At 71.5% G+C, this 21,595-nt stretch carries 17 protein-coding genes; 6 read left to right on the forward strand and 11 right to left on the reverse strand.

The genetic code is table 11. The features are described 5' to 3' along the window. Positions 1-480, forward strand: coding sequence for a LapA family protein (locus tag RT282_RS05860; RefSeq protein WP_312306349.1), 480 nt, complete (start codon positions 1-3; stop codon positions 478-480). Positions 481-568: 88 nt separating this feature from the next. Here RT282_RS05860 and RT282_RS05865 read toward each other — a convergent pair whose 3' ends face one another. Next, complete coding sequence (locus RT282_RS05865; protein ID WP_312306351.1) at positions 569-874, reverse strand: c-type cytochrome; 306 nt, start codon at positions 872-874, stop codon at positions 569-571. A 107-nt stretch (positions 875-981) separates the two neighbouring features. Between RT282_RS05865 and RT282_RS05870 the strand changes: the two genes are divergently transcribed. Next, complete coding sequence (locus RT282_RS05870) at positions 982-1,224, forward strand: TIGR04438 family Trp-rich protein (protein WP_312306353.1); 243 nt, start codon at positions 982-984, stop codon at positions 1,222-1,224. A gap of 23 nt (positions 1,225-1,247) precedes the next feature. Here the strand turns inward: RT282_RS05870 and RT282_RS05875 are convergent, their stop codons facing one another. From RT282_RS05875 to hemC, 4 genes are read right to left on the reverse strand one after another with little or no spacing between them, the layout of a single operon-like run. Next, positions 1,248-2,513, reverse strand: a complete 1,266-nt coding sequence (locus tag RT282_RS05875) for a heme biosynthesis HemY N-terminal domain-containing protein (RefSeq protein ID WP_313312400.1) — start codon at positions 2,511-2,513, stop codon at positions 1,248-1,250. Between the two features lie 4 nt (positions 2,514-2,517). Beyond that, positions 2,518-3,591 carry a uroporphyrinogen-III C-methyltransferase gene (locus tag RT282_RS05880; protein ID WP_313312402.1) on the reverse strand — a complete coding sequence of 358 codons (1,074 nt, stop codon included), beginning with the start codon at positions 3,589-3,591 and terminating at the stop codon, positions 2,518-2,520. Next, on the reverse strand, positions 3,581-4,396 hold the full coding sequence (locus tag RT282_RS05885; RefSeq protein WP_313312403.1) for a uroporphyrinogen-III synthase: 816 nt from the start codon (positions 4,394-4,396) through the stop codon (positions 3,581-3,583). Before RT282_RS05885 ends, RT282_RS05880 begins: the two co-directional genes overlap by 11 nt. Then, on the reverse strand, positions 4,393-5,334 hold the full coding sequence (gene hemC / locus RT282_RS05890; RefSeq protein WP_313312406.1) for a hydroxymethylbilane synthase: 942 nt from the start codon (positions 5,332-5,334) through the stop codon (positions 4,393-4,395). Before hemC ends, RT282_RS05885 begins: the two co-directional genes overlap by 4 nt. A 136-nt stretch (positions 5,335-5,470) precedes the next feature. Between hemC and ppc the strand changes: the two genes are divergently transcribed. The 4 genes from ppc (at position 5,471) to sugE (ending at position 12,445) form a co-directional block, all read left to right on the forward strand. Further along, complete coding sequence (gene ppc / locus RT282_RS05895) at positions 5,471-8,347, forward strand: phosphoenolpyruvate carboxylase (RefSeq protein ID WP_313312407.1); 2,877 nt, start codon at positions 5,471-5,473, stop codon at positions 8,345-8,347. Between the two features lie 15 nt (positions 8,348-8,362). After that, entirely contained in the window at positions 8,363-10,576 is a 2,214-nt protein-coding gene (gene yccS, locus RT282_RS05900) for a YccS family putative transporter (protein WP_313312409.1), read from the forward strand. Between the two features lie 145 nt (positions 10,577-10,721). Continuing rightward, the gene (locus tag RT282_RS05905) at positions 10,722-11,942 is read left to right on the forward strand and encodes an MFS transporter (protein WP_313312412.1); all 1,221 of its coding nucleotides are present in this window, start codon (positions 10,722-10,724) and stop codon (positions 11,940-11,942) included. Positions 11,943-12,130: 188 nt separating this feature from the next. Continuing rightward, entirely contained in the window at positions 12,131-12,445 is a 315-nt protein-coding gene (gene sugE / locus RT282_RS05910) for a quaternary ammonium compound efflux SMR transporter SugE (RefSeq protein WP_313312414.1), read from the forward strand. Between the two features lie 73 nt (positions 12,446-12,518). On the opposite strand, the gene RT282_RS05915 is transcribed toward sugE, so the two are convergent. The 6 genes from RT282_RS05915 to uraD form a co-directional block, all read right to left on the reverse strand. Continuing rightward, the gene (locus tag RT282_RS05915) at positions 12,519-13,667 is read right to left on the reverse strand and encodes an FUSC family protein (protein WP_313312417.1); all 1,149 of its coding nucleotides are present in this window, start codon (positions 13,665-13,667) and stop codon (positions 12,519-12,521) included. Beyond that, positions 13,664-14,140: a MarR family transcriptional regulator gene (locus RT282_RS05920; protein ID WP_313312420.1), complete on the reverse strand. Its 477-nt coding sequence runs from the start codon at positions 14,138-14,140 to the stop codon at positions 13,664-13,666. Before RT282_RS05920 ends, RT282_RS05915 begins: the two co-directional genes overlap by 4 nt. A gap of 81 nt (positions 14,141-14,221) precedes the next feature. After that, on the reverse strand, positions 14,222-16,528 hold the full coding sequence (locus tag RT282_RS05925) for an NADP-dependent malic enzyme (RefSeq protein ID WP_313312421.1): 2,307 nt from the start codon (positions 16,526-16,528) through the stop codon (positions 14,222-14,224). A 173-nt stretch (positions 16,529-16,701) separates the two neighbouring features. Further along, positions 16,702-18,189, reverse strand: coding sequence for a nucleobase:cation symporter-2 family protein (locus RT282_RS05930; protein ID WP_313312424.1), 1,488 nt, complete (start codon positions 18,187-18,189; stop codon positions 16,702-16,704). 324 nt (positions 18,190-18,513) lie between these two features. Then, positions 18,514-19,782, reverse strand: a complete 1,269-nt coding sequence (locus RT282_RS05935) for a M20 family metallopeptidase (RefSeq protein ID WP_313312427.1) — start codon at positions 19,780-19,782, stop codon at positions 18,514-18,516. Between the two features lie 22 nt (positions 19,783-19,804). After that, positions 19,805-21,580, reverse strand: coding sequence for a 2-oxo-4-hydroxy-4-carboxy-5-ureidoimidazoline decarboxylase (uraD, locus tag RT282_RS05940; protein ID WP_313312429.1), 1,776 nt, complete (start codon positions 21,578-21,580; stop codon positions 19,805-19,807). Between the last annotated feature and the right edge of the window lie 15 nt (positions 21,581-21,595).

A 21,595-nucleotide genomic window follows, 5' to 3' on the forward strand; every position in this document is an offset into this window, starting at 1 on the left:
ATGAACCTGCGATCCCTTGTCCTGGTGCTCATCATGCTGGCCATCGCCGCGCTGGCCGTGCTGAACTGGCCCACGTTGTCGATGCCCACCACGGTGTCGCTGGGCCTGACGACGGTCCAGGCCCCGCTGGGACTCATCATGCTGGCGCTGACCGGCGTGATGGCCATCATCTTCCTGGCCTACGTGCTGACGCTGCACGGTTCGGTGCTGATGGAGACGCGCCGCCACTCTAAGGAAATGGCGGCCCAGCGCGAACTGGCCGACAAGGCCGAGGCCTCGCGTTTCACCGAGCTGCGCGGCTTTCTGGAAACTCAGCAAAGCGTGATGCTGGCGCGCATGGACACCCTGGAAGCGCGCCTGAACGCCCGCGTGCAGGAATCGGACAACGTCACGGCGGCCTACGTCGGCCAGCTGGAGGACCAACTGCACCGCCACGGCGATGCTGTCCCTCCGCGCGTCGAGCCCGGTCTGCGCCTGTAAGCGGTCTTTCAGGCAAACAGCAAAAAGCCGCGGCGCCCCAAAGGCGCTGCGGCTTTGTCGTACTTAAGAGGCTCTGCGGCCTGGCTTCTTACTTGGTCGCCAGGATCCAGGTGGCCAGCTTCTTGGCTTCGTCGGCGCTGACCTGGGCGTTGGCGGGCATGGGCACGGGGCCCCACACGCCGGAGCTGCCCTTCATGATCTTCTCGGCCAGCTTGTCGGCAGCGCCGGCCTGGCCGGCGTACTTGGCGGCCACTTCCTTGTAGGCGGGGCCCACCAGCTTCTTGTCCACGGCGTGGCAGGCCATGCAGTTCTTGGACGTGGCCAGGGCCTGGTCGGCCATGGCGGGCACGGCAACCGACAGCGTCATGGCGAGGGTGATGAGAGTGCGCTTCATGATGAGTTTCCTGTGGGGGTTGAAGTACATTTTGACCTTGATTGGATTGTAGTGTTCGCGGTTGACGGGAGGCCTTCAAAGCCCGCTCCGCAGAGGAGGATGTGACCGTGTATACGCTGCTTTTGGGCCTGCTGTTGATACTGCTCAAATACCTGGAGATCGACCCTGTGGCGCAGTGGTCATGGTGGTGGGTGCTGTCTCCGTTCGCCGTGACCGCGGCCTGGTGGGCCTGGGCCGATGCCTCGGGCTACACCAAGCGCCGCGCCGTGGAGCGCATGGACCAGCGCAAGCGCGACCGCATCGCCAAGCAAAAGGAAGGCCTCGGCATGGGCCCGCGCAAGCGCCGCTGAGCGCTGCTTGCCCATCAACGCTGTTAGCGGGCGACCTGCGCGGCTTGCTTCCAGGCGGTCAGTGCCTCGGCTTCGTCGCCGCGCTGCTCGGCCAGTTGCGCCAGGGCGCGCCAGGCGCTGGCACGCAGGGCCGGGTCGGCCAGTTGCGGCGCGGCCTGACCCAGCAGCTGGCGCGCTTTGCCCCACAGCTCGCGCTGCAGGCAGGCCATGGCCGACAGGTACTGCAGACGCGCGTCGCGCGGGCGTGCCTGGCTGGCGGCCTCGATACGGGCCAGCCAGGGCCCGTCCAGCCCGTCCAGGTTGTCCTGCAGCACACCGATGAGCTTGAGCGCCTGGTGCTCTGGCAGTGGCTCGGCCAGGCGCTCCCACACCGGCAGCAGCCAGGCGCGTACCTGCGTCGGCTCGCCGCCCAGTTGGGCCAGGCGCTGCGCGGCCTGCACCGCCACCTCGGGCATGGCGCGCTCGGCGGGCTCAAGGTTCTGCCAGATACGCTGCAGCTGGGCCGTGTCGTGGGCGCCGTCGACCAGCTCCAGCAGCAGGCTGCGGACAATGCTGGCCGCCGCGGCCGGCGGGAAAGCATGGTGCTTGGCCAGCAGGCGGGCCGTATCCAGGGCGTCGGCCGTGCGGTGGTCCAGGCGCGCGGCCTTCAGACGCGCGCGCAGGGCCAGGGTGCGGCGCGCGGCGCCCACGGGCAGGGCGGCCAGGCGCTCCAGCGCGGTGGCGGCGTCGCGGTCATCCAGCGCCCAGCGGGCGGAGCGCAGCTGGGCGCCCTCGCGCAGTTCGGCATCGGGGCCGCGCTCGGGTACGCCGTCCAGGGCCTGCTGCAGGTGGGCGTCGCGAGTGGCGGCGTCCTGCAGCGCATGCGAGGCCTCGGCAGCCAGCAGGTGGGACAAGGCGCGCAGCCGGCGCCGGTGCGGCACGGCGCTGCGCGCATCGGCCAGGGCGCGCTCCTGGGCGACGGCCCCTTCGGCAGCGCGGCGGGCGCGCAGAAAGCGCCCGGCCAGCAGCTGCGTCATGGCATCCAGCAGCGCTGCGTGCATGGCGCGCTCCTTTTGCATCAGGCGCCAGCGGCGCGCCCGTCCGGGCAACTCCAGCAGGGTAGCGGTGCCGCGCAGCGCCGCGTACAGCAGGGCGAAGCCGGCCACCAGTAGCAGCAGGACGAGGTTCAGCGACAGGTCCACCCGGTAGGGCGGCCAGAACAGGGTGACCGTGCCCTGGTTGTTGCCGGCGAACAGGGCCACGGCGACGGCGACGCCGAACAGGGCCAGCAGCCACAGGGCGGCGCGCATGGCGTCAGCGCCCCGCGGCCGCGGTGGCCAGCGCGGCGAAGGTGTCTTCCAGCTGGGGCACCTCGGCGCTCTTGAGGTGGGACTGCACCAGCACCAGGGCCTGCAGGGCGCCTTGCGTGCGGCGCGAGGCCGGGTCGAAGTAGCGCGCCACGCCGGCATGCACGGCCTGCAGATCGGTGCGCGCGGAGTCCATCCGGCGCGTCAGCAGCGCCAGACGCGCATTGAGCAGCTTGAGCTTGAGATTCTCGCGCAGGAAGAAAGCCTGCTCGGGTGCGACCAGCATGGCCTCGGGGCGGTCGATGCGGCTCACGCGCACCAGGCTGCGCACCTCGTCGCGCACGGCATCCCAGCCCGTGCGCAGCGCGGCCTGCCAGCGCGGCTGCTCGGGGGCTTCGCCCGCTGCACCGGACGACGGCGCGGCGGCCGGCGGGCGTGCCGCATGGGCCGGCCCGACGTCGTTGGACAGCGGCAGCTCATCGACCTGGCGCGCAAGGTCGTCGATGCGCACCAGCAGGCCGGCGGTGTCGGTGACGCTGGCACGCTGCAGCCGCTCCAGGTCCTGCGCCATGGCGCGCTGCAGCGGCGCCAGGCGCGGCTGGGCGGCGCGCTCGATGCGCTGGCTGGCGCCCTTGAGGGCGGCCACCAGGGGCTGCAGACTGCCGGTCAGCTGCGACTGCTGCTGCGCCAGGCGCAGGGCGGCCTCGATGTCCACCACCAGGTTCTCGTCGCGGGTGCGCGACAGGCTGTGCATGAGTTCTTCGAGCTGGCTTCGCTGCAGTGCCACCTCGGCCACGCGCGCCTCGGTGAGGGCCAGGCGGGCGGAGGCGTCGCGCGCCAGCTCCTGCGCCTCGCGCGCCATGGCACGGGCCTCGATGGCCTGGGTGCCGGAGTCGGCGCTCTGGCGCGCCAGCTGTTCCTGGATGCCGGACAGGCGCTGCCACAGCAGCACCGAGCTGGCCAGCGCCGCTGCGGCCACCACGCCCAGCACCATCAGCGCCAGGCGCGACGCGGCGGCAGGGGCCGGCGGCAGCGGGGCTGCCGGGGGGGCAATCAGCTCGGTGGAGGGCTCAGCGGGCATGCAGTGATTTTATCGACGCGGCCACGTCTGCGAGGGCCGGACGGCACTCGTGCACATGGCCGAAACCGGCGGCCCGCGCCGCCTGTGCGATGCGCGGGTGCGTGGCCAGCGCGCGGGCGTGCTGCCAGTCCTGGCCCGGCATGGCTTGGACCAGATGCGCGAGCGCTTCGGAGCTGCTCAGCAGCCACAGCGACCCGTCCTGCGCCGCCTCGCGCGCCAACGCCAGGGCCGGCACGTCCAGCGCCGGGGCGCAGCGCTCGTAGGCGGCGACGAAGTCCACCTGCACGCCGGCCTCGGCCAGGTGGGCGGCCAGCCATTCGCGGCCGCTGCCGCCGGGCGCGGCCGGGGCGCTGGCGCCGCGCACGATGAGCACCCGGTCGCCGGCTCGCAGCTGCGGCGCCACCACGGGCCACAGCGCCTCGGAGTCGAACTGCGCGCTGCTCGGCGGCGGGGCGTCGATGCGCGCAGCGGGGACGCCGGCGGCCAGCAGCGCCTGGACGGTGCCGGGGCCGGGTGCCCATGCTCTTGTATTAGTAGCTGCCAGCGCTTGTCCAGCAAGGGCTGGAGCCGTATTTGGCTCAAAGAAATGCGTGACGGCATTGCCGCTGACGAACATCAGCGCGCGGTAGCCGGCGGCGGCCGCGCGGGCCTGCTGCAGCGCCTGGACCAGCGCCGGCCCGGCCACGGTGCGGATGGCAATCAGCGGCAGGGCCTGGGCGGCGATGCCCTGGGCGCCCAGGTCGCGTACCCACTGCGCCGCGTCGTGCGCCGGGCGAGTGACGATGGCGCGGGGGGCGGAATTCAAAGGGGGCCAGCTCCGGTGGCGCCGCCCTCGCGCAGCAGCGCCGCCACGGCCAGACCGAGGGCGTCGGCCTGTTCCAGCGTGCGCACCTGCGCCTGACCCTGAGCGTGCACCAGCGGCACGCGGCCCTGCACATCGCCCCAGGCGGCGCGCAGTTGCAGCGTGCCCTCCTGCCACTGGCCGTGCGCGGCTAGCGGCATGGAGCAGCTGCCGCCCATGGCGCGGCTGACAGCGCGCTCGGCTGTCACCGTCAGCCAGGTCTGCTGGTGGGCCAGCGGCGCCAGGGCGTCAAACAGGTCGGCGCGGGCCGCGCGCACCTCGATGCCCAGGGCGCCCTGGCCGGCGGCCGGCAGCATCTGCTCGGGCGTGAAGATGGCACGGATGCGCTCAGCCAGGCCCAGGCGCTTGAGGCCTGCGGCGGCCAGCACGATGGCGTCGTACTGGCCTTCGTCCAGCTTGCGCAGGCGGGTGTTCACGTTGCCACGCAGCGGTTCGATCTTCAGGTCGGGGCGCAGCGCCTGCAGCAGCACCTGGCGGCGCAGGCTGGAGGTGCCGACCACGCCGCCCTGCGGAATCTCGTCGAGCGCGGCGTAGCGGCTCGAGACGAAGGCGTCGCGCGGGTCCTCGCGCTCCATCACGCAGGCCAGGGCGAAACCGGTGGGCAGCTCCATGGGCACATCCTTGAGGGAGTGCACGGCGATGTCGGCGCGGCCTTCTTCCAGTGCCACCTCCAGCTCCTTCACGAACAGGCCCTTGCCGCCCACCTTGGACAGCGAGCGGTCCAGGATCTGGTCGCCGCGGGTGGTCATGCCCAGCAGCTGCACGGCGTGGCCGCGCGCCGTCAGCAGCTGCTGCACGTGCTCGGCCTGCCACAGGGCCAGCTGGCTTTCGCGCGTGGCGATCACGATGGAGGAGGGGGTGGCGGGGCGGGTGTGGCTCATCGGAAAAAAACAGTCTCGCGCGGCCCCGGCGGCGGTCGGCCAGGGCAGCGGGGGATGCTAGCATGCTGCGCTGCAACAGCCGCGCCGCGACCGCCTCTGCCCCCCTTTGTCCGGCGCATCAGGAGACCTCCCGCGCATGAACGCTCCCGCAGCCCAGGCCGCCGACTCCGGCACGCCCGACCAGACCGCTTCCGCTCACGCCGGCGGCGCCCGCCGCGCCGGCAGCAAGGACCAGCCGCTGACGCAGGACATCCGCCTGCTCGGGCGCATCCTGGGCGATGTGATCCGCGAGCAGGAGGGCGTGGCCGCCTATGACCTGGTCGAGCAGGTGCGCAAGCTGTCTGTGGCCTTCCGCCGTGACGCCGACCAGGAAGCCGACCGCGCGCTGAAAAAGCTGCTCAAGTCCCTCACCGGCGATCAGACGGTGAGCGTGATCCGCGCCTTCACCTATTTCAGCCACCTGGCCAACCTGGCAGAGGACCGGCACCACATCCGGCGCCGGGCCGTGCACGAGCGCGCCGGCAGCAGCCAGGAAGGCAGCATCGAGGTGGCGCTGGCGCGCCTGCGCTGGGCCGGCATCGCCCCGCGCGCCGTGGCGGAGACGCTGGCCGCCGCCTACGTGGCGCCGGTCCTCACCGCCCACCCGACAGAGGTGCAGCGCAAGAGCATCCTGGACGCCGAGCGCGGCATCGCCCAGCTGCTGGCCCAGCGCGACGAGATCGCCACCCGCGCCCAGCTGTACAAGGCGGCGCGCGACACGCTGACGCCGCGCGAGCTGGCGGCCAACGAGGCGCAGCTGCGCGCCCGCGTGGCCCAGCTGTGGCAGACGCGCCTCTTGCGCTACTCCAAGCTCACCGTGGCCGACGAGATCGAGAACGCGCTGTCGTACTACGAGTCGACCTTTCTGACCGAGATCCCCAAGATCTACGCCGAGCTGGAGCGCGAGCTGGGCGCGCAGCACCCGGTGGCCAGCTTTCTGCGCATGGGCCAGTGGATCGGCGGCGACCGCGACGGCAACCCGAACGTGAGCGCCGGCACGCTGTCGCTGGCGCTGTCGCGCCAGGGCGAGGTGGCGCTGCGCCACTATCTGACCGAGGTGCACCAGCTGGGGCGCGAGCTGTCTCTCTCCAGCAACCTGGTGGAGGTCTCGCCCCAGATGCAGCAGCTGGCCGAGCGCTCGCCCGACGCCAGCGTGCACCGCCAGGACGAGCCCTACCGCCGCGCGCTGACCGGCATCTACGCCCGCCTGGCCGCCACGCTCAAGGCCCTGACCGGCACCGAGGCCGCGCGCCACGCCGTCGCGCCGCACAGCCCTTACGACAGCGCCGAGGACTTCCTGGCCGACCTGCGCGTGATCGAGGCCTCGCTGCGCTCGCACCGCGGCGGCGCGCTCACGGCCGAGCGCCTGCGGCCGCTGATGCGCGCCGTGGAGGTCTTCGGCTTCCATCTGGCGACGGTGGATTTGCGCCAGAGTTCCGACCAGCACGAGCGCGTGGTGGCCGAGCTGCTGGCGCTGGCGCGGGTCGAGACGGACTACGCCCAGCTGCCCGAGGCCGAGCGCCGCGCCCTGCTGCTGCGCCTGCTGGGCGACGCGCGCCCGCTGCGCGTGGTGGGCGCGCGCTACAGCGAGCACACGCAGGGCGAGCTGGCCATCTTCGAGACCGCGCTGGCCCTGCGCCGGCGCTACGGCCCCCAGGCCATACGCCATTACATCATCAGCCACACCGAGACGGTGAGCGACCTGCTGGAGGTGCTGCTGCTGCAAAAGGAAGTGGGCCTGATGCAGGGCGCTTTGGGCGACAGTGACGCGCGCGTGCAGCTCATCGTCGTGCCGCTGTTCGAGACCATCGAAGACCTGCGCAACGCCGCGCCCATCATGCGCGAGTTCTACGCGCTGCCGGGCGTCGCGCAGCTGGTGCGCGCCAGCGGCGCGCTGCAGGACATCATGCTGGGCTACAGCGACAGCAACAAGGACGGCGGCATCTTCACCAGCAACTGGGAGCTGTACCGCGCCGAGATCGCGCTGGTGGCGCTGTTCGACGAAATGAACGCCGGGGCGCGCACGCCGATCGCGCTGCGCATGTTCCACGGCCGCGGCGGCACCGTGGGGCGCGGCGGCGGGCCCAGCTACCAGGCCATCCTGGCGCAGCCGCCGGGCACCGTGCGCGGCCAGATCCGCCTGACCGAGCAGGGTGAGGTCATCGCCTCCAAGTACGCCAACCCCGAGATCGGCCGGCGCAACCTGGAGACGCTGGTCGCCGCCACGCTGGAGGCTACGCTGCTGCAGCCCACCAAGCCGGCCAGCCCGGCCTTCCTGGAGGCGGCCGAGGAGCTGTCGCGCGCCGGCATGGCCGCCTACCGTGCGCTGGTGTACGAAACCCCGGGCTTCACCCAGTACTTCTTCGGCTCCACGCCGATCCGCGAGATCGCCGAGCTGAACATCGGCTCGCGCCCGGCCTCGCGCAAGGCCAGCCAGAAGATCGAGGACCTGCGCGCCATCCCCTGGGGCTTCAGCTGGGGACAGTGCCGACTGACGCTGCCGGGCTGGTACGGCTTCGGCGCGGCGGTGGAGGCCTTCACCAAGGCCCCGGGGGAGAACCCCAAGGCGCGCTTGCAGCTGCTGCAGAAGATGTACCGTCAGTGGCCGTTCTTCCACACCCTGCTGTCCAACATGGACATGGTGCTGGCCAAGAGCGATCTGGCCCTGGCCTCGCGCTACAGCGAACTGGTGCAGGACGCGCGGCTGCGCCGGCGGGTGTTCGCCGCCATCGAGGCCGAATGGCACCGCACCGCCGAGGCGCTCACGCGCATCACCGGCGAGCGCCAGCGCCTGGCGGCCAACACCGCGCTGGCGCGCTCCATGCGCCACCGCTTCCCCTACATCGATCCGCTGCACCACCTGCAGGTGGAGCTGATCCGCCGCTGGCGCGCGGGCCAGGGCGACGAGCGCGTGCAGACCGGCATCCACATCTGCATCAACGGCATCGCCGCCGGCCTGCGCAACACGGGCTGATTGATTCATCCCGCCATGGACGGTTCGACCGCGCAGTGGCTGCAGCGCCTGGGCGCCGAGATCGCCTGGGCCTACGCGCTGCGCCTGGCGGTGGCGCTGGCCAGCGTGCTGGCGCTGGGCGTCGCCAGCGGGCGCGGCGACCTGATGGTGCCGCTGTTGCTGGGCGTGTTCGCCAGCGCGCTGGCCGAGGCCGACGACAGCTGGCGCGGCCGCCTGAAGGCCCTGGCCGTGACGCTGGCGAGCTTCGCCGTCGTGGGCCTGGGGGTCGCGGAACTGGCCGCGCGGCCGCTGGCCCTGCTGGCGGCGCTGCTGGGGTGCAGCTTCGTCTTCACCCTGTTGGGCGCCGTGGGCGGGCGCTACCGCACCATCACCGCGGCGACCATCATCCTGGCGCTGTATGCCGCCATCAGTGAGCCGGGGGCCGGCCGGGCACCGATGCCGGCGGGACGGGTCGCCGCGCTGCTGGTGGCCGGCGCGGCCTGGTATGGCCTGCTGTCGGTGCTGTGGAGCGCCGCGGCGCCGGTGCTGCCCGTGCGGCATGCGCTGTCCGGCGTGTACCTGGCGCTGGGCGGGCACCTGCGCGTCAAGGCCGGCATGTTCGAGCCCGTGCGTGGGGTGGACCTGCGCGCGCGGCGGCTGCAGCTGGCACGCTCCAACGCGCACGTGGTGGCGGCGCTTAACACGGCCAAGGACGCCATCCTGGCGCGCACCGTGCCCGGCCGCGCGCCGCAGGGCGCGCTGGCCCAGCTGCTGGGCCTGTACTTCATCGCCCAGGACATCCACGAGCGCGCCAGCGCCTCGCATTACCCCTACGGCGACTGGACCGAGGTGCTGTTTCACAGCGACGTGCTGTACCGCTGCCAGCGCGTGCTGCACCTGCAGGGCGACGCCTGCACGCAACTCGCCGAAGCGCTGCGGCGCCGCCGCGCTCCCGAGGTGCAGGCGCCGCACGGCCCGGCGCTGGCTGATCTGCACGCCTCCCTCGACTGGCTGGGCCGGCAGGCGCAGCCGGAGTGGCAGCGGCCGCTGCGCTCGCTGCGCGCGGTGGCGCGCAACCTGGACCGCCTGAGCACCCAGCTGGCCACAGCCACGCGGCCGCCGACCGAGCCGCTGCGCGGCGACACCAGTCTGCTGGACCTGGCGCCGCACTCCTTGCGCGAGGCCGGGGCGCGGGTGCGTGCGCAGCTGCACGTGCGCTCGGCGCTGTTTCGCCATGCGGTGCGGCTCACGCTGGCGCTGGCCGCCGCCTGGGGCGCCATGCAGCTCACCGACCCGCAGCACGGCTACTGGATCATGATGACCACGCTCATCGTCTGCCAGCCCACCTATGGCGCCACGGTAGCGCGCCTGGCGCAGCGGCTGGGCGGCACGGTGCTGGGGCTGGTGCTGGGCTGGGCGCTGATGCGGCTGTTTCCGCAGCCCGCGGTACAGGCGCTGCTGGCAGTGCTGGGCGGTGTGGCGTTCTTCCTCACGCGCACGCAGCGTTACACAACGGCCACGGCCGCGGTCACGCTGATGGTGCTGATGCTGTTCAACCACGGCACGGGCGCCGGCTATGCGCTGATCGTGCCGCGCCTGTTGGACACGCTGGTGGGCGCAGCCATTGCCGCCGCCGGGCTGCTGCTGGTGCTGCCCGACTGGCAGGGCCGGCGCCTGGGTGCGGGTGCGGCCGACGCGCTGGCGGCCTGCGCGGCCTACCTGCGCCAGATCGTCGCCCAGTACGCCACGGGCCGCAGCGACGACCTGGCCTACCGCGTGGCGCGCCGCCGCGCGCACGACACCGATGCCGCCCTGACGACCATGCTGTCGCACATGCTGCACGAGCCGCCCTGGGTGCGCCGCCATGCGCGCGCGGGGCTGGACCTGCTGGGCAGCACGCACACCCTGCTGGGCTGCCTGTCCGCTCTGGGAGCACACCGCGACCTGCAGCCGGACCCAGGGGCGCATACGTTGCCCCAGGACGACCTGGCCGGGCGCGCGGCCGAGGCCCTGGCCGGGCAGATCGAGGCGGTGGCGCAGGCGCTGCGCACCCACACCCCGCCGCCGCCGGGCGATTGCAGCGCCGACGCCTGGGCGCGGACGCTGGACGCGGCGCCGCCTGCGCTGCACGCCGAACCTTCGCTGCTGCACCTGCAGCTGGCCCAGGTATGCCGCCAGATGGAGCCGCTGCGCGCGGCCGCGGCACAACTGGTGCAGGTGGCGCCCGCGCCTGCGCACCGGCGCACTTAGAAAGATGCTTCTAAATAGATAGCTGCTTGCGCAGGATGGGTAAGGGTTTGAGCCTGAAAAGATTCATACCTATCACAATGGCCCGCTGCAACCTTTGCCATCGCGCCCGGATGACAATCACAGGGTTTTCCCTGATTTCTCCGCGATGACCTCTGCCACGTCCCAGCCCGCTTCCCCCGCCACGCCCGCCGCGGCGCCCCAGCGCCGCACCTACGGCCCGGCCGTGCTGGCGCTGGCCGTGGGCGGCTTCGGCATCGGCACCGGCGAGTTCGCCATCATGGGCCTGCTGCCGGAGGTGGCGCAGGAGCTGGGCGTGTCCATCCCGCGGGCCGGGCACGTCATCAGCGCCTACGCACTGGGGGTGGTGGTGGGCGCGCCGGTGCTGGCGGTGCTGGGCGCTCGCATGGAGCGGCGCGCGCTGCTGATGGCGCTGATGGCCTTCTTTGCGCTGGGCAACTTCGCCAGCGCGCTGGCGCCCGGCTATGCCAGTCTGAACCTGCTGCGCTTTGCCACCGGGCTGCCGCACGGCACCTATTTCGGCGTGGCGGCGCTGGTGGCTGCGGGGCTGGCGCCAGCGGGCCGGCGCGCGGCGGCGGTGGGCCACGTCATGCTCGGGCTGACGCTGGCCGTCGTCGTGGGCGTGCCGCTGGCGGCCTGGATGGGCCAGGCGCTGGGCTGGCGTGTGGCCTTCGCGCTGGTGGGCGCTATCGGTGTGCTGGCGATCGCCCTGGTGCGCCGCTGGCTGCCGCGCACGCCGGCGCCGGTGCAGGCCAGTGCGCTGCGCGAGCTGGGCGCACTGCGCCGCGCGCAGGTCTGGCTCACGCTGGGCGTGGGCGCCATCGGCTTTGGCGGGCTGTTTTCGGTGTTCAGCTACATCAAGCCCACGCTGCTCGAGCTGGCGAGGCTGCCGCCCGAGGTGCTGCCTTTCGCTCTGGCGCTGCTGGGCCTGGGCATGGTGGCGGGCAACGCGGTCGGCCCGCGCTTCATGGATCGACACCTGCTGGGCACCATCGCCGGCCTGCTGGTCTGGGGCTGCGCGGTGCTGGCGCTGTTCGCGCTCACGGCGCCGATGTTGCCGTGGGCGCTGGCCAGCACCTTCCTGGTGGGCACCCTCGGCGCGCTGGGCCCGGCGCTGCAGGTGCGGCTGATGGACGTGGCCGGCGACGCGCAGGCCCTGGCCGCGGCACTGAACCACTCGGCCTTCAACGCGGCCAACGCCCTGGGCGCCTGGCTGGGCGGCATGGCCATCGTCTGGGGCTGGGGCTGGGCGTCCACCGGCTGGGTGGGGGCGGTCCTGGCGCTGGGCGGGCTGGCGGTGTTCGGGCTGTCGCTGGCGCACCAGCACCGCACACGGTCTGGCCGCTGAGCGGGGCGCGCCACGGTCGCGCCGCAGCCACCCACGGCGCACGGGGGCTTGCCGGCGCGCGCTGCCGGGGCCAGCGCCGCCGCCTACACTGGCCGGGCCTGGCGCGCTGCCGCCCAGGCCCCGGCGGGGACGGCCCCGGCGGCGTGTCTCCATCCACCCGGGACGGCCCGCGGAGCAAGGAGGCGTTCATGGCATGGGTGCTGCTGGTGGTGGCCGGCCTGTTTGAAATCGGCTGGGCCATCGGCCTGAGATACACCGAGGGCGTCACGCGACTGTGGCCCAGCGTGGGCACGGTGGTGGCGATGACGGTGAGCGTGGGGCTGCTGGGCCTGGCAATGCGCACGCTGCCCGTGGGCACGGCCTACGCCGTGTGGACGGGCATCGGCGCGCTGGGCACGGTGGCGCTGGGCATCGTGCTGTTCGGCGAACCGGCGACCGTCGCGCGGCTGGCCTGCGCCGGACTCATCCTGGCCGGCATCGTGGGGCTGAAGCTGACGGCCTGAGCGCCGCAGCCCTGCGCTATTAAAATAAGAGCTGCTTGCGCTTGACTGGCGCGCGCTGCAGCCTGTTTTTGTCTCAATTCTTCAGGCTGCCGTGGTGGCGCGCGAGGTGCACGCGCTCGTCCAGCGACGACAGCACCAGCGCCAGCGCAATGCCCACGGCAGCGCCCAGCGTGGTGTCGTAGATGCGTGCCAGCGCCATGTCGGCCGGCTCGCCGTGGCTGGCCAGGTTGGTCATCAACAGCGCCATGGGCGTGATGAAGATCTGCCCCAGCGCGTAGTTGAAGCCGATGACCACCTCCGTGAGTATCTGCAGCACGGCTACGGCCAGCAGCAGCGCGGCGAACGAAGGCGAGGCCGACAGAATGGCCCAGGCCACGGCCGCGCCCACCAGCGTACCCAGCGTGCGCTGCCAGGCGCGGTGCATGGTGCCGGGCAGGTGGGCACCCTGCAGCACGGCCACCGCGCCAATGGCTGCCCAGGCCGGGTGCGACCAGCCGGCCGCGTACGCCAGCAGCGCGGCCAGCGCCGCACACAGCGCCACGCGCAGGGCCTGCAGCGGCGCGTAGCCCGGCGACAGGGGTGGCCGCACGCCGGCCGCGGCTGCGGGGGCCGGCGGCGCCACCTCCAGGTCGCGCAGGCGGTCGGTCAACAGGCACAGCAGCCATGCGGCGGCCACGCCCAGCGCGGTGGCGGCGGTGCGCTCGGTCCACGCGGTCATGCCGGAGATGGGGCTGATCGCGGCGCTGGCCGCGAAGATGAAGATCACCGCCCCGGGCGCCCCGATCTGCGTGCGGTGCGCCAGCGATGCCAGCGCCCCCGCCATGGCCGACAGCGCCAGCAGCAGTGCCAGCGGTGGCCACCCTGCCCAGGCCAGCAGTGACAGCAGCGCCACCGGCAGGACCAGCAGCGCCCCGGCCACCAGCACCATGCGTCGACGCCGCGCCAACGGCGCGAAGCGGCCGAACAGCGCCGCCAGCGCGCCCAGCCCACCGAAGCCGGCCACGTGCGCCCACGGCGAGGCATGCAGCGCCGCGGCCGCCAGCACCACGGCCAGGGCCGCCTGCAGGCCGGCGATGGCGGCATTGCGCACCGAGGGTGGGCGCTGCAGCGCCAGGCTCTCGCGCAGCCGTGCGGGCGCGGCGAGGTGGCGCAGCGCGTGGCCGCGCGAGACGAGGGGCAAGGACGGCGAGGGTGCGGGGGTGCGGCGGGCCATGGCGGTCATGCCGGCTGCTGGGCGGCGGCGATGCGCGCCTCGATACGGTCGAATGCCTGCAGCAGGGCCTGGGCGGTGGCGTCGTCCAGGTCGGCCAGCAGTTCGTCCTCGATGGCCGCCAGGCGCTTGCGGATGCCGGCGGCTGTGCGCCGGCCGGCGTCGGTCAGGTGCACCAGCTTGACGCGCCGGTCGCTGGCATGGGGCTGGCGTTCTATCAGGCCCTGTGCCACCAGGGCGTCCAGCAGGCGCACCAGGCTGGAGCCGTCCAGCCCCACGGCCGCGGCCAGCTCGGTCTGCGACAGGCCGTCACCCCGGCGGTGCAGGTGCACCAGCGGAGTCCAGACGGCGTCGCTCAGGCCTTCGGCGGCCAGCCGGGTGTCTAGCGTCTTGCGCCAGCGCCGGCCCAGGCCGACCAGGCGCACGCCCAGCAGGCGCTTGGCAGGAAGGGAGGGGGTAGGGCGGGGCGACGGGGCATGTTCCATCCCCTAATTCTAGCAAATGATTTGAATTCAAATCATTTGCTAGTCAATTAAACCCGGCCTGTCCCGCTGGGGGCCGGCAGCCTACTTGCGCTTCGCGGCGCTGCTGGCGACGGCCAGGGCGGTCATGTTCAGCACTCGGCGCATGGTGGCGGCGGGCGTGAGGATGTAGGCCGTGGCGGCAGTGCCCATCAGGATGGGGCCCACCGTCACGCCGCCGCTGCTGGTGGTCTTGAGCACGTTGTAGAGGATGTTGGCCGAGTCCAGGTTGGGGCAGACCAGCACGTTGGCCGAGCCGGTGAGCGTGGAGTCGGCCAGGTAGGCGGCGCGGATCTTGGGCTCCAGCGCGGCGTCGCCGTGCAGCTCGCCATCGCACTCGATATCCGGGTGGCGTTCGACGAACAGGTCGCGCGCGGCGCGCATCTTGCGTGCCGAGCCGCGGCGCGACGACCCGTAGCTGGAGTGGGACAAAAAAGCCACCTTGGGCGGCACGCCGAAGCGCTGCACCTCCTGCACCGAGGCCCAGGCGATCTCGGCGAGCTCCTCGGCCGTGGGGTCGTCGTTGACGTAGGTGTCGGCGATGAACAGCGGGCCGCTGCTGGCGGTCATCACGGCGTTCAGGGCGGCGTACTGGCGGGCGTCCTCAGCGCGGCCCAGCACGCTGTCGATGCGCTCCAGGTGCGTTTCGTAGGTGCCGGCCAGGCCGCAGATCATGGCGTCGGCGTCGCCGATGCGCACCATCAGCGCGGCGATGATGGTGTTGGAGCGGCGCACGGCGGCCTTGGCCACCTCGGGCGTGGCGCCGCTGCGCTTCATGAGCTGGTGGTACAGCTCCCAGTACTGCCGAAAGCGCGGGTCGTCCTCGGGGTTGACGATCTCCACGTCCACGCCCGGCTGCATGCGCAGGCCGGCCTTGGCGATGCGCGTGGCGATCACGGCGGGGCGGCCCACCAGGATGGGGCGGGCGATGTGGTCGTCGATGGCCACCTGCGCCGCGCGCAGCACGCGTTCGTCCTCGCCGTCGGCGTAGGCCACGCGCTTTTGCTCCTCGGGCAGGGCCTTGGCGGCGTTGATGACCGGGCGCATCAGCATGCCGGTCTGGTAGACGTAGCGCGACAGGTGCTCGCGGTAGGCCTCCATGTCCTCGATGGGGCGCGTGGCCACGCCCGACTCAAAGGCCGCCTGCGCCACGGCCGGGGCGATCTTCAGGATCAGGCGCGAGTCGAAGGGCGTGGGGATGAGGTAGTCGGGGCCGAAGGTGAGTTCGGTGCCGGCGTAGGCCGCGGCCACTTCCTCGCTGATGTTCTCCTTGGCCAGGGCGGCGATCTGGCGCACGCAGGCCAGCTTCATCTCCTCGGTGATCTTGCTGGCGCCGCAGTCCAGCGCGCCGCGGAAGATGTAGGGAAAGCACAGGACGTTGTTGACCTGGTTGGGGTAGTCCGAGCGCCCGGTGGCGATGATGCAGTCCGGACGCACGGCGCGCGCCAGCTCGGGACGGATCTCCGGCTCGGGATTGGCCAGGGCCAGGATGATGGGCTTGGCGGCCATGGTCTTCACCATTTCGGCCGTCAGCACGCCGGGGGCAGAGCAGCCCAGGAACACGTCGGCGCCGGCCACCACGTCGGCCAGGGTGCGGGCCTCGGTGGCCTGTGCATAGCGCGCCTTGGATTCGTCCAGGCCGGTGCGGCCGGTGTGGATCACGCCCTTGGAGTCGACCATGAAGATGTGCTCGCGCTTTACGCCCAGCCCCACCATCACGTCCACGCAGGCGATGGCCGCCGCGCCGGCGCCGGAGACGGCGACCTTCACCGTGCCGATGTCCTTGCCTACCAGCTCCAGGCCGTTGAGCAGGGCGGCGCTGCTGATGATGGCCGTGCCGTGCTGGTCGTCGTGGAACACCGGGATGTTCATGCGCTTGGACAGCTCGCGCTCGATGTAGAAGCACTCGGGTGCCTTGATGTCCTCCAGGTTGATGCCGCCCAGCGTCGGCTCCAGCGCGGCGATGATCTCGATCAGCTTGTCCGGGTCGCGCTCGGCCAGCTCGATGTCGAACACGTCCACGCCGGCGAACTTCTTGAACAGGCAGCCCTTGCCTTCCATGACCGGCTTGCCCGCCAGCGGGCCGATGTCGCCCAGGCCCAGCACGGCCGTACCGTTGGTGATGACGCCCACCAGGTTGCCGCGCGAGGTGTAGTCGAACGCCTTGGACGGATCGGCCTGGATGTCCAGGCAGGGATAGGCCACCCCGGGCGAGTAGGCCAGCGACAGGTCGCGCTGGTTGGACAGCGGCTTGGTCGGCGTGACGGAAATCTTGCCGCGGGTAGGGTTGCGGTGGTATTCGCGGGCGGCGTCGCGCAGGGCGGATTCGGCGGCGGAGAGGTTCTGTGTCATGGCGGGAACGGAGCGTTGAGCGCTCGGAAAACGGTCAAAACGAGCTTACTGCATGCTGACGGCGCTGGGGCCGCCAGCAGGGCCAAAAAATGCCCCGGCAGCCAGCGGCCGACGGGGCATCGTCAGGGGTCTTTTACCTTCGGGTGGAGGGTATCGAATGGCGCGGCGCTTGTTCAGTGGGCGTCGGCCTGCCGGGCGGCGAGCACGGCCGCAGAGGTGTCGCGGCTGGCGCCGTTGAAGAATACGTTCAATGCCACGGCGGCGAGAGACGACAGCAGGATACCGGATTCGATCAGCGGATGGATGGCGTGCGGCATCCACTGGCGGAAGTTGGGCGCCACCAGCGGGATCATGCCCACGCCGATGGAGACGGCCACGATCATGGCGTTGTTGCGGTTGTGCTGGAAATCCACGTTGGACAGGATGCGGATGCCCGTGGCCGCCACCATGCCGAACATGACCAGGCCGGCACCGCCCAGCACCACGGTGGGCAGCGACTCCACCAGCGCCGCCATCTTGGGCAGCACGCCCAGCACCACCAGAACGAAGCCGCCGGCCACGCAGACCCAGCGGCTCTTCACGCCGGTCACGGCCACCAGGCCCACGTTCTGCGAGAAGCTGGTGTAGGGGAAGGTGTTGAAGATGCCGCCGATCAGCGTGCCCAGGCCGTCGGTGCGCAGGCCGCGCTTGAGGTCTTCGGAGGTGATCTCCTTGCCCGTCATGTCGGCCAGTGCCAGGAACATGCCCAGGGATTCGATCATCACCACGATCATCACCAGCGTCATGGTCAGGATCAGCACCGGGTCGAACACCGGCGTGGCGATCTGGAAGGGCAGCACCACGTCGACCCACTTGGCCTGGGCCACCTTCTGAAAGCTCATCAGCCCCATGGCAGCGGTGAGGACGCCGCCAACGAGGATGCCCAGCAGCACCGAGATGTTGGCCACGAAGCCGCGGCCGAAGCGTGCCACCAGCAAGATGGTCAGCAGCACGATGCCGGAGATGCCCACGCCCGTCAGGTCGGCGTACTTGGGGTTGGGGACGGTGGGCACCACTGCGAAGCCCTTGGGCACCGGGGGCAGCGCCGAGCCCGGCGCGCCGGCGGCGGCCTGGGCCTCGGCCAGCCACTTCAGGTGCTCGGGATTGGGCACCGAGGGCGCCGTGGGGCCCACGGGGTTGCCGAAGATCCAGTTGATGCCCACGCGCATCAGGCTGATGCCGATCACGGCGATGATGGTGCCGGTGACCACCGGCGGGAAAAAGCGCAGCATGCGGCTCATGAACGGCGCGATCAGGATGGAGACCACCCCCGCGCCGATCACCGAGCCGAAGATCAGCCCCGCGCCCAGCTGCCCCCCCGTGGCCTGCGCCATGGACACCATAGGCGCCACGGCGGCGAAGGTCACGCCCATCATCACCGGCAACCGGATGCCGAACCACTGCGTGCAGCCCCATGCCTGGATCAGCGTCACCAGGCCGCAGACGAACAGGTCGGCCGAGATCAGGTGGGCCACCTGGTCGGGCGGCAGGTTCAGTGCCCGCCCCACGATCAGCGGCACCGCCACCGCGCCGGCATACATGACCAGCACGTGCTGCAGCCCCAGCGTGGCCGCGCGGCCCCAGGGGAGTTTTTCGTCAACGGGATGGACGGTCGTGGACATGGGTCTTCCTTGGTTCCTCACGGGCGCGCCGCAGCAGCGGCGTGGCAGGTTGGTCCGGTCGTGGGGCGATTGCGCACACCGATCCATACAAAAAGTGTATACAAAACCCTTTGCGTCAGACACCGGGAAAACGGCCGCGGCAGGCCCGTTTTGCTAGGGGTTTGCCCGTGTCAGGATGGCCTTTTCGGCCCGTTGGCCCCGTCTCGGCCCTGCCGTGTTTTGCACCGCAGCAAGTCACGCCGCAATATGAAAAATGCCGCCAGGCGCGGGCATGAAAAACTCGGCCTGGGCCGGGTTGCGTGAGGCGGGAGGGGAAGGGCCGCGTCAGGCCAGCAGGTCCACCAGGCTGCGCGCCACCACCTTGGTGGCGCGGCGCAGGTCAGCCAGCTCGATGCGCTCGTCGGCGCGCTTGGCGTGGCTGTCCAGCACCGTGCGCGGGCCGGCGCCGTAGATCACGCCGGGGATGCCGCGCTCCACGTACAGGCGCACGTCGGTGTACAGCGGCGTGCCCACGGCCGGGGGCTTTTCGCCAAAGACCGCCTCACCGTGCTTCTGAATGGCGTCCACCAGCGGCGCATTGCCGGGAAGGGGCGTCATGGCATTGGCCAGCAACAGCCGCCGGATGTCCACGCGCACGGCGTCCTCGCCGGCGTAGCCGTGCTCGGCGTTGAACTTCTGCACGGCCTGGGCGATCACGGCGCGCAGGCTGGCCTCCACCTCGGCCGGCTTCTCCTCGGGGATCATGCGGCGGTCGAGCTTGAGCACCACCTTGCCCGGAATGACGTTGGTGTTGGTGCCGCCCTCGATGCGGCCGATGTTCAGATAGGGGTGGTCGATGCCCGGCACCTGCGAGCGCACTTGGCGGTACCTGGCGTTCTCGGCGTACAGCGCGTTCATCAGCGCCACGGCGCCCTGCAGCGCGTCCACACCAGTGCGCGGCACGGCGGCGTGGGCCATCTTGCCGTGCACCGTGACCTCCATCTGCAGGCAGCCGTTGTGCGCGGTGACCACCTCGTAGGAAAAGCCCGCGGCGATCATCAGGTCGGGCTTCGTCAGCCCCTGGGCCAAAAGCCAGCCGGGGCCCAGCAGGCCGCCGAACTCCTCGTCGTAGGTGAAGTGCAGCTCCACCGCGCCCTGGCGCGGCCGGGCCACGGCCTCCAGCGCGCGCACGGCCCAGGTGAAGGTGGAGAAATCGCTCTTGCTCACGGCGGTGGCGCGGCCGTACATGCGCCCGTCCACCACTTCGGCGCCGTAGGGGTCGTGCGTCCAGCCCTCGCCCGGGGGCACCACGTCGCCGTGGGCATTCAGGGCGATGGTGCGGCCGCCATCGCCATAGGGGCGGCGCACGATGAGGTTGGTGATGGACTGCATGCCGTAGTCGCGCACCGCGCTTTCGGGCACGGCGTGGCGCTCGGCCTCAAAACCGAAGGGCGCGAGCAGCTCGGCCGTGCGTTCGGCATGCGGCGCGTTGTTGCCCGGCGGGGTGTCGGTGGGCACGCGCACCAGCGCCTGCAGAAACTGCACCTGCTCGTCGAAGTGCTGGTCGATCCACGCATCCAGCGCGGCATAGGTGGCTTGGCGGTCGGGGTTCATGGCGGTCCGTGTGAAAGAGGTATCAGGCCATCTCGGCGGCGAGCTGGCCCAGCAGGTGGCTGAAGGCGTCTACGGCCAGCTGCATGTCGTCGCTGGTGGTGGACTCCAGCGGGTTGTGGCTGATGCCGCTGTGGAGCCCGCGCACGAACAGCATGGCCTGGGGCATCAGTTCGTGCAGCTTCATGGCGTCGTGGCCGGCGCCGCTGGGCAGGCGGTACAGGGGTGCGCCCACGGCCTGCACGGCGGACTCCCAGCGCCGCTGCCAGACGGGGTCGCTGGGCGCGGCCGAGGCCTGCATGGCCAGCTCGGCCGTGTACTGCAGGCCGCGGCGCTGGGCGATGGCGCGCAGGCGCGCCAGCACGTCGGCCACCAGGGCGTCGCGCTGCGCGTCGGTGGGTGCGCGCATGTCCATGCTGAAGGCGCAGCGCCCGGGCACCACGTTGATGGAGCCCGAGGGCACGGCCAGCATGCCCATGGTGGCCACGCAGCCGCTGTCCTGCAGGGCGCGCTGCTCCATGTACAGCGCCAGCTCGGCCACACCCAGGGCGGCATCGCGGCGGCGGTCCATGGGCGTGGTGCCGGCGTGGCTGGCCATGCCCGTCATCTCGCAGACGTAGCGGGCGCAGCCGTTGATGCTGGTGACCACGCCCAGCGGCAGGTCCAGCTCGGCCAGCACCGGGCCCTGCTCGATGTGCACCTCCACGAAGCCCAGGTAGCGGGCCGGGTCGCGCTTGAGCTTGGGGATATCCTGAACGCACAGGCCGGCGTGCTGCATGGCCTGGCGCATGGTGATGCCGTCGGCATCGCGCTGCTCCAGCCAGGCGGTGTCGAAGTGGCCGGTCAGCGCTCCCGAGCCCAGGAAGGTGGCCTTGTAGCGCTGGCCTTCCTCCTCGGAGAACGCCACCACCTCGATGCCGAAGGGCAGGCGCCGGCCTTGCCGGTGCAGCTCGCGCACGGCGGCCATGGGCACGAAGATGCCCAGGCGTCCGTCGTACTTGCCGCCGTTCCTCACCGTGTCGTAGTGACTGCCGGTCATGAGATATTTGCCGTCCCCTGCCGCGGGGCGGTAGCGCCCGACCACGTTGCCCACGGCGTCGATCTCGACCTCGTCGAAGCCGCTCTCGCGCATCCAGTGGCTGATGTGCTGGGCGCAGGCGCGGTGCGCGTCGGTGAGGTAGGTGACGGTGAGCTGGCCCTGCTCGGCGTAGCCCGGGTCGCTGTGGCGGGCCAGGCGCTCGTGCCAGTCCCACACGTCGTTGCCCAGGGTAGGCTGGTAGCCGAACTTGTCGTTCAGCCGGATCTCTGCGATGCGGTGGATGTTGCGTAGCGCCTCTTCGCGCTCGAACTGGGGCGGGTTGCCCAGGCGGCGGGCGAAGGTGTCGATGATCTCGCTGCGCGGCAGGCCCAGGCCGCGCGGGCCGCGCACGGCCAGGATGAAAGGAAAGCCGAAGCGCGCGTTGTACTCGGCGTTCAGCTGCTGGATGCGGGCGAACTCCTCGGGCGAGCAGTCGGTCAGCCCGGCGCGGCTCTGCTCGTTGGTGGATTCGGCCGTCAGCTGCTGGCTGACCGCGGCCCTGCCGGCCAGCTCCGGGTGCGCGCGGATCAGCGCCAGCTGTTTGTCCACGCCCGCCTGGGCCAGCACCCGCACCATGGCGTGCTTGAGGTGGGCCAACGACCTGAAGGGCCGCTGCGCCAGCGCGGCTTCGGCGATCCAGGGCGAATGCTCGTACACGCCGTCCAGCAGGGCCACGGCGTCGGGTAGCGACGCGGCGTTCAGTTGTTCCAGGGTCAGGGCCACGGTGTCTCCTACTAT

Origin of the sequence: Pulveribacter sp. (genome assembly GCF_032079985.1) — a bacterium.
In the GTDB taxonomy this organism is placed as follows: Bacteria; Pseudomonadota; Gammaproteobacteria; order Burkholderiales; family Burkholderiaceae_C; genus Melaminivora.

What these genes read in the sequence shown, in the direction of transcription:
- RT282_RS05915 (WP_313312417.1), bottom strand. Translation starts at nt 13,667, where the DNA reads ATGACCGCCATGGCCCGCCGCACCCCCGCACCCTCGCCGTCCTTGCCC.
- RT282_RS05860 (WP_312306349.1), top strand. Translation starts at nt 1, where the DNA reads ATGAACCTGCGATCCCTTGTCCTGGTGCTCATCATGCTGGCCATCGCC.
- hemC (WP_313312406.1), bottom strand. Translation starts at nt 5,334, where the DNA reads ATGAGCCACACCCGCCCCGCCACCCCCTCCTCCATCGTGATCGCCACG.
- RT282_RS05930 (WP_313312424.1), bottom strand. Translation starts at nt 18,189, where the DNA reads ATGTCCACGACCGTCCATCCCGTTGACGAAAAACTCCCCTGGGGCCGC.
- yccS (WP_313312409.1), top strand. Translation starts at nt 8,363, where the DNA reads ATGGACGGTTCGACCGCGCAGTGGCTGCAGCGCCTGGGCGCCGAGATC.
- RT282_RS05905 (WP_313312412.1), top strand. Translation starts at nt 10,722, where the DNA reads ATGACCTCTGCCACGTCCCAGCCCGCTTCCCCCGCCACGCCCGCCGCG.
- RT282_RS05920 (WP_313312420.1), bottom strand. Translation starts at nt 14,140, where the DNA reads ATGGAACATGCCCCGTCGCCCCGCCCTACCCCCTCCCTTCCTGCCAAG.
- RT282_RS05935 (WP_313312427.1), bottom strand. Translation starts at nt 19,782, where the DNA reads ATGAACCCCGACCGCCAAGCCACCTATGCCGCGCTGGATGCGTGGATC.
- ppc (WP_313312407.1), top strand. Translation starts at nt 5,471, where the DNA reads ATGAACGCTCCCGCAGCCCAGGCCGCCGACTCCGGCACGCCCGACCAG.
- RT282_RS05865 (WP_312306351.1), bottom strand. Translation starts at nt 874, where the DNA reads ATGAAGCGCACTCTCATCACCCTCGCCATGACGCTGTCGGTTGCCGTG.
- RT282_RS05875 (WP_313312400.1), bottom strand. Translation starts at nt 2,513, where the DNA reads ATGCGCGCCGCCCTGTGGCTGCTGGCCCTGTTCGGCGTCGCCGTCGCC.
- sugE (WP_313312414.1), top strand. Translation starts at nt 12,131, where the DNA reads ATGGCATGGGTGCTGCTGGTGGTGGCCGGCCTGTTTGAAATCGGCTGG.
- RT282_RS05925 (WP_313312421.1), bottom strand. Translation starts at nt 16,528, where the DNA reads ATGACACAGAACCTCTCCGCCGCCGAATCCGCCCTGCGCGACGCCGCC.
- RT282_RS05880 (WP_313312402.1), bottom strand. Translation starts at nt 3,591, where the DNA reads ATGCCCGCTGAGCCCTCCACCGAGCTGATTGCCCCCCCGGCAGCCCCG.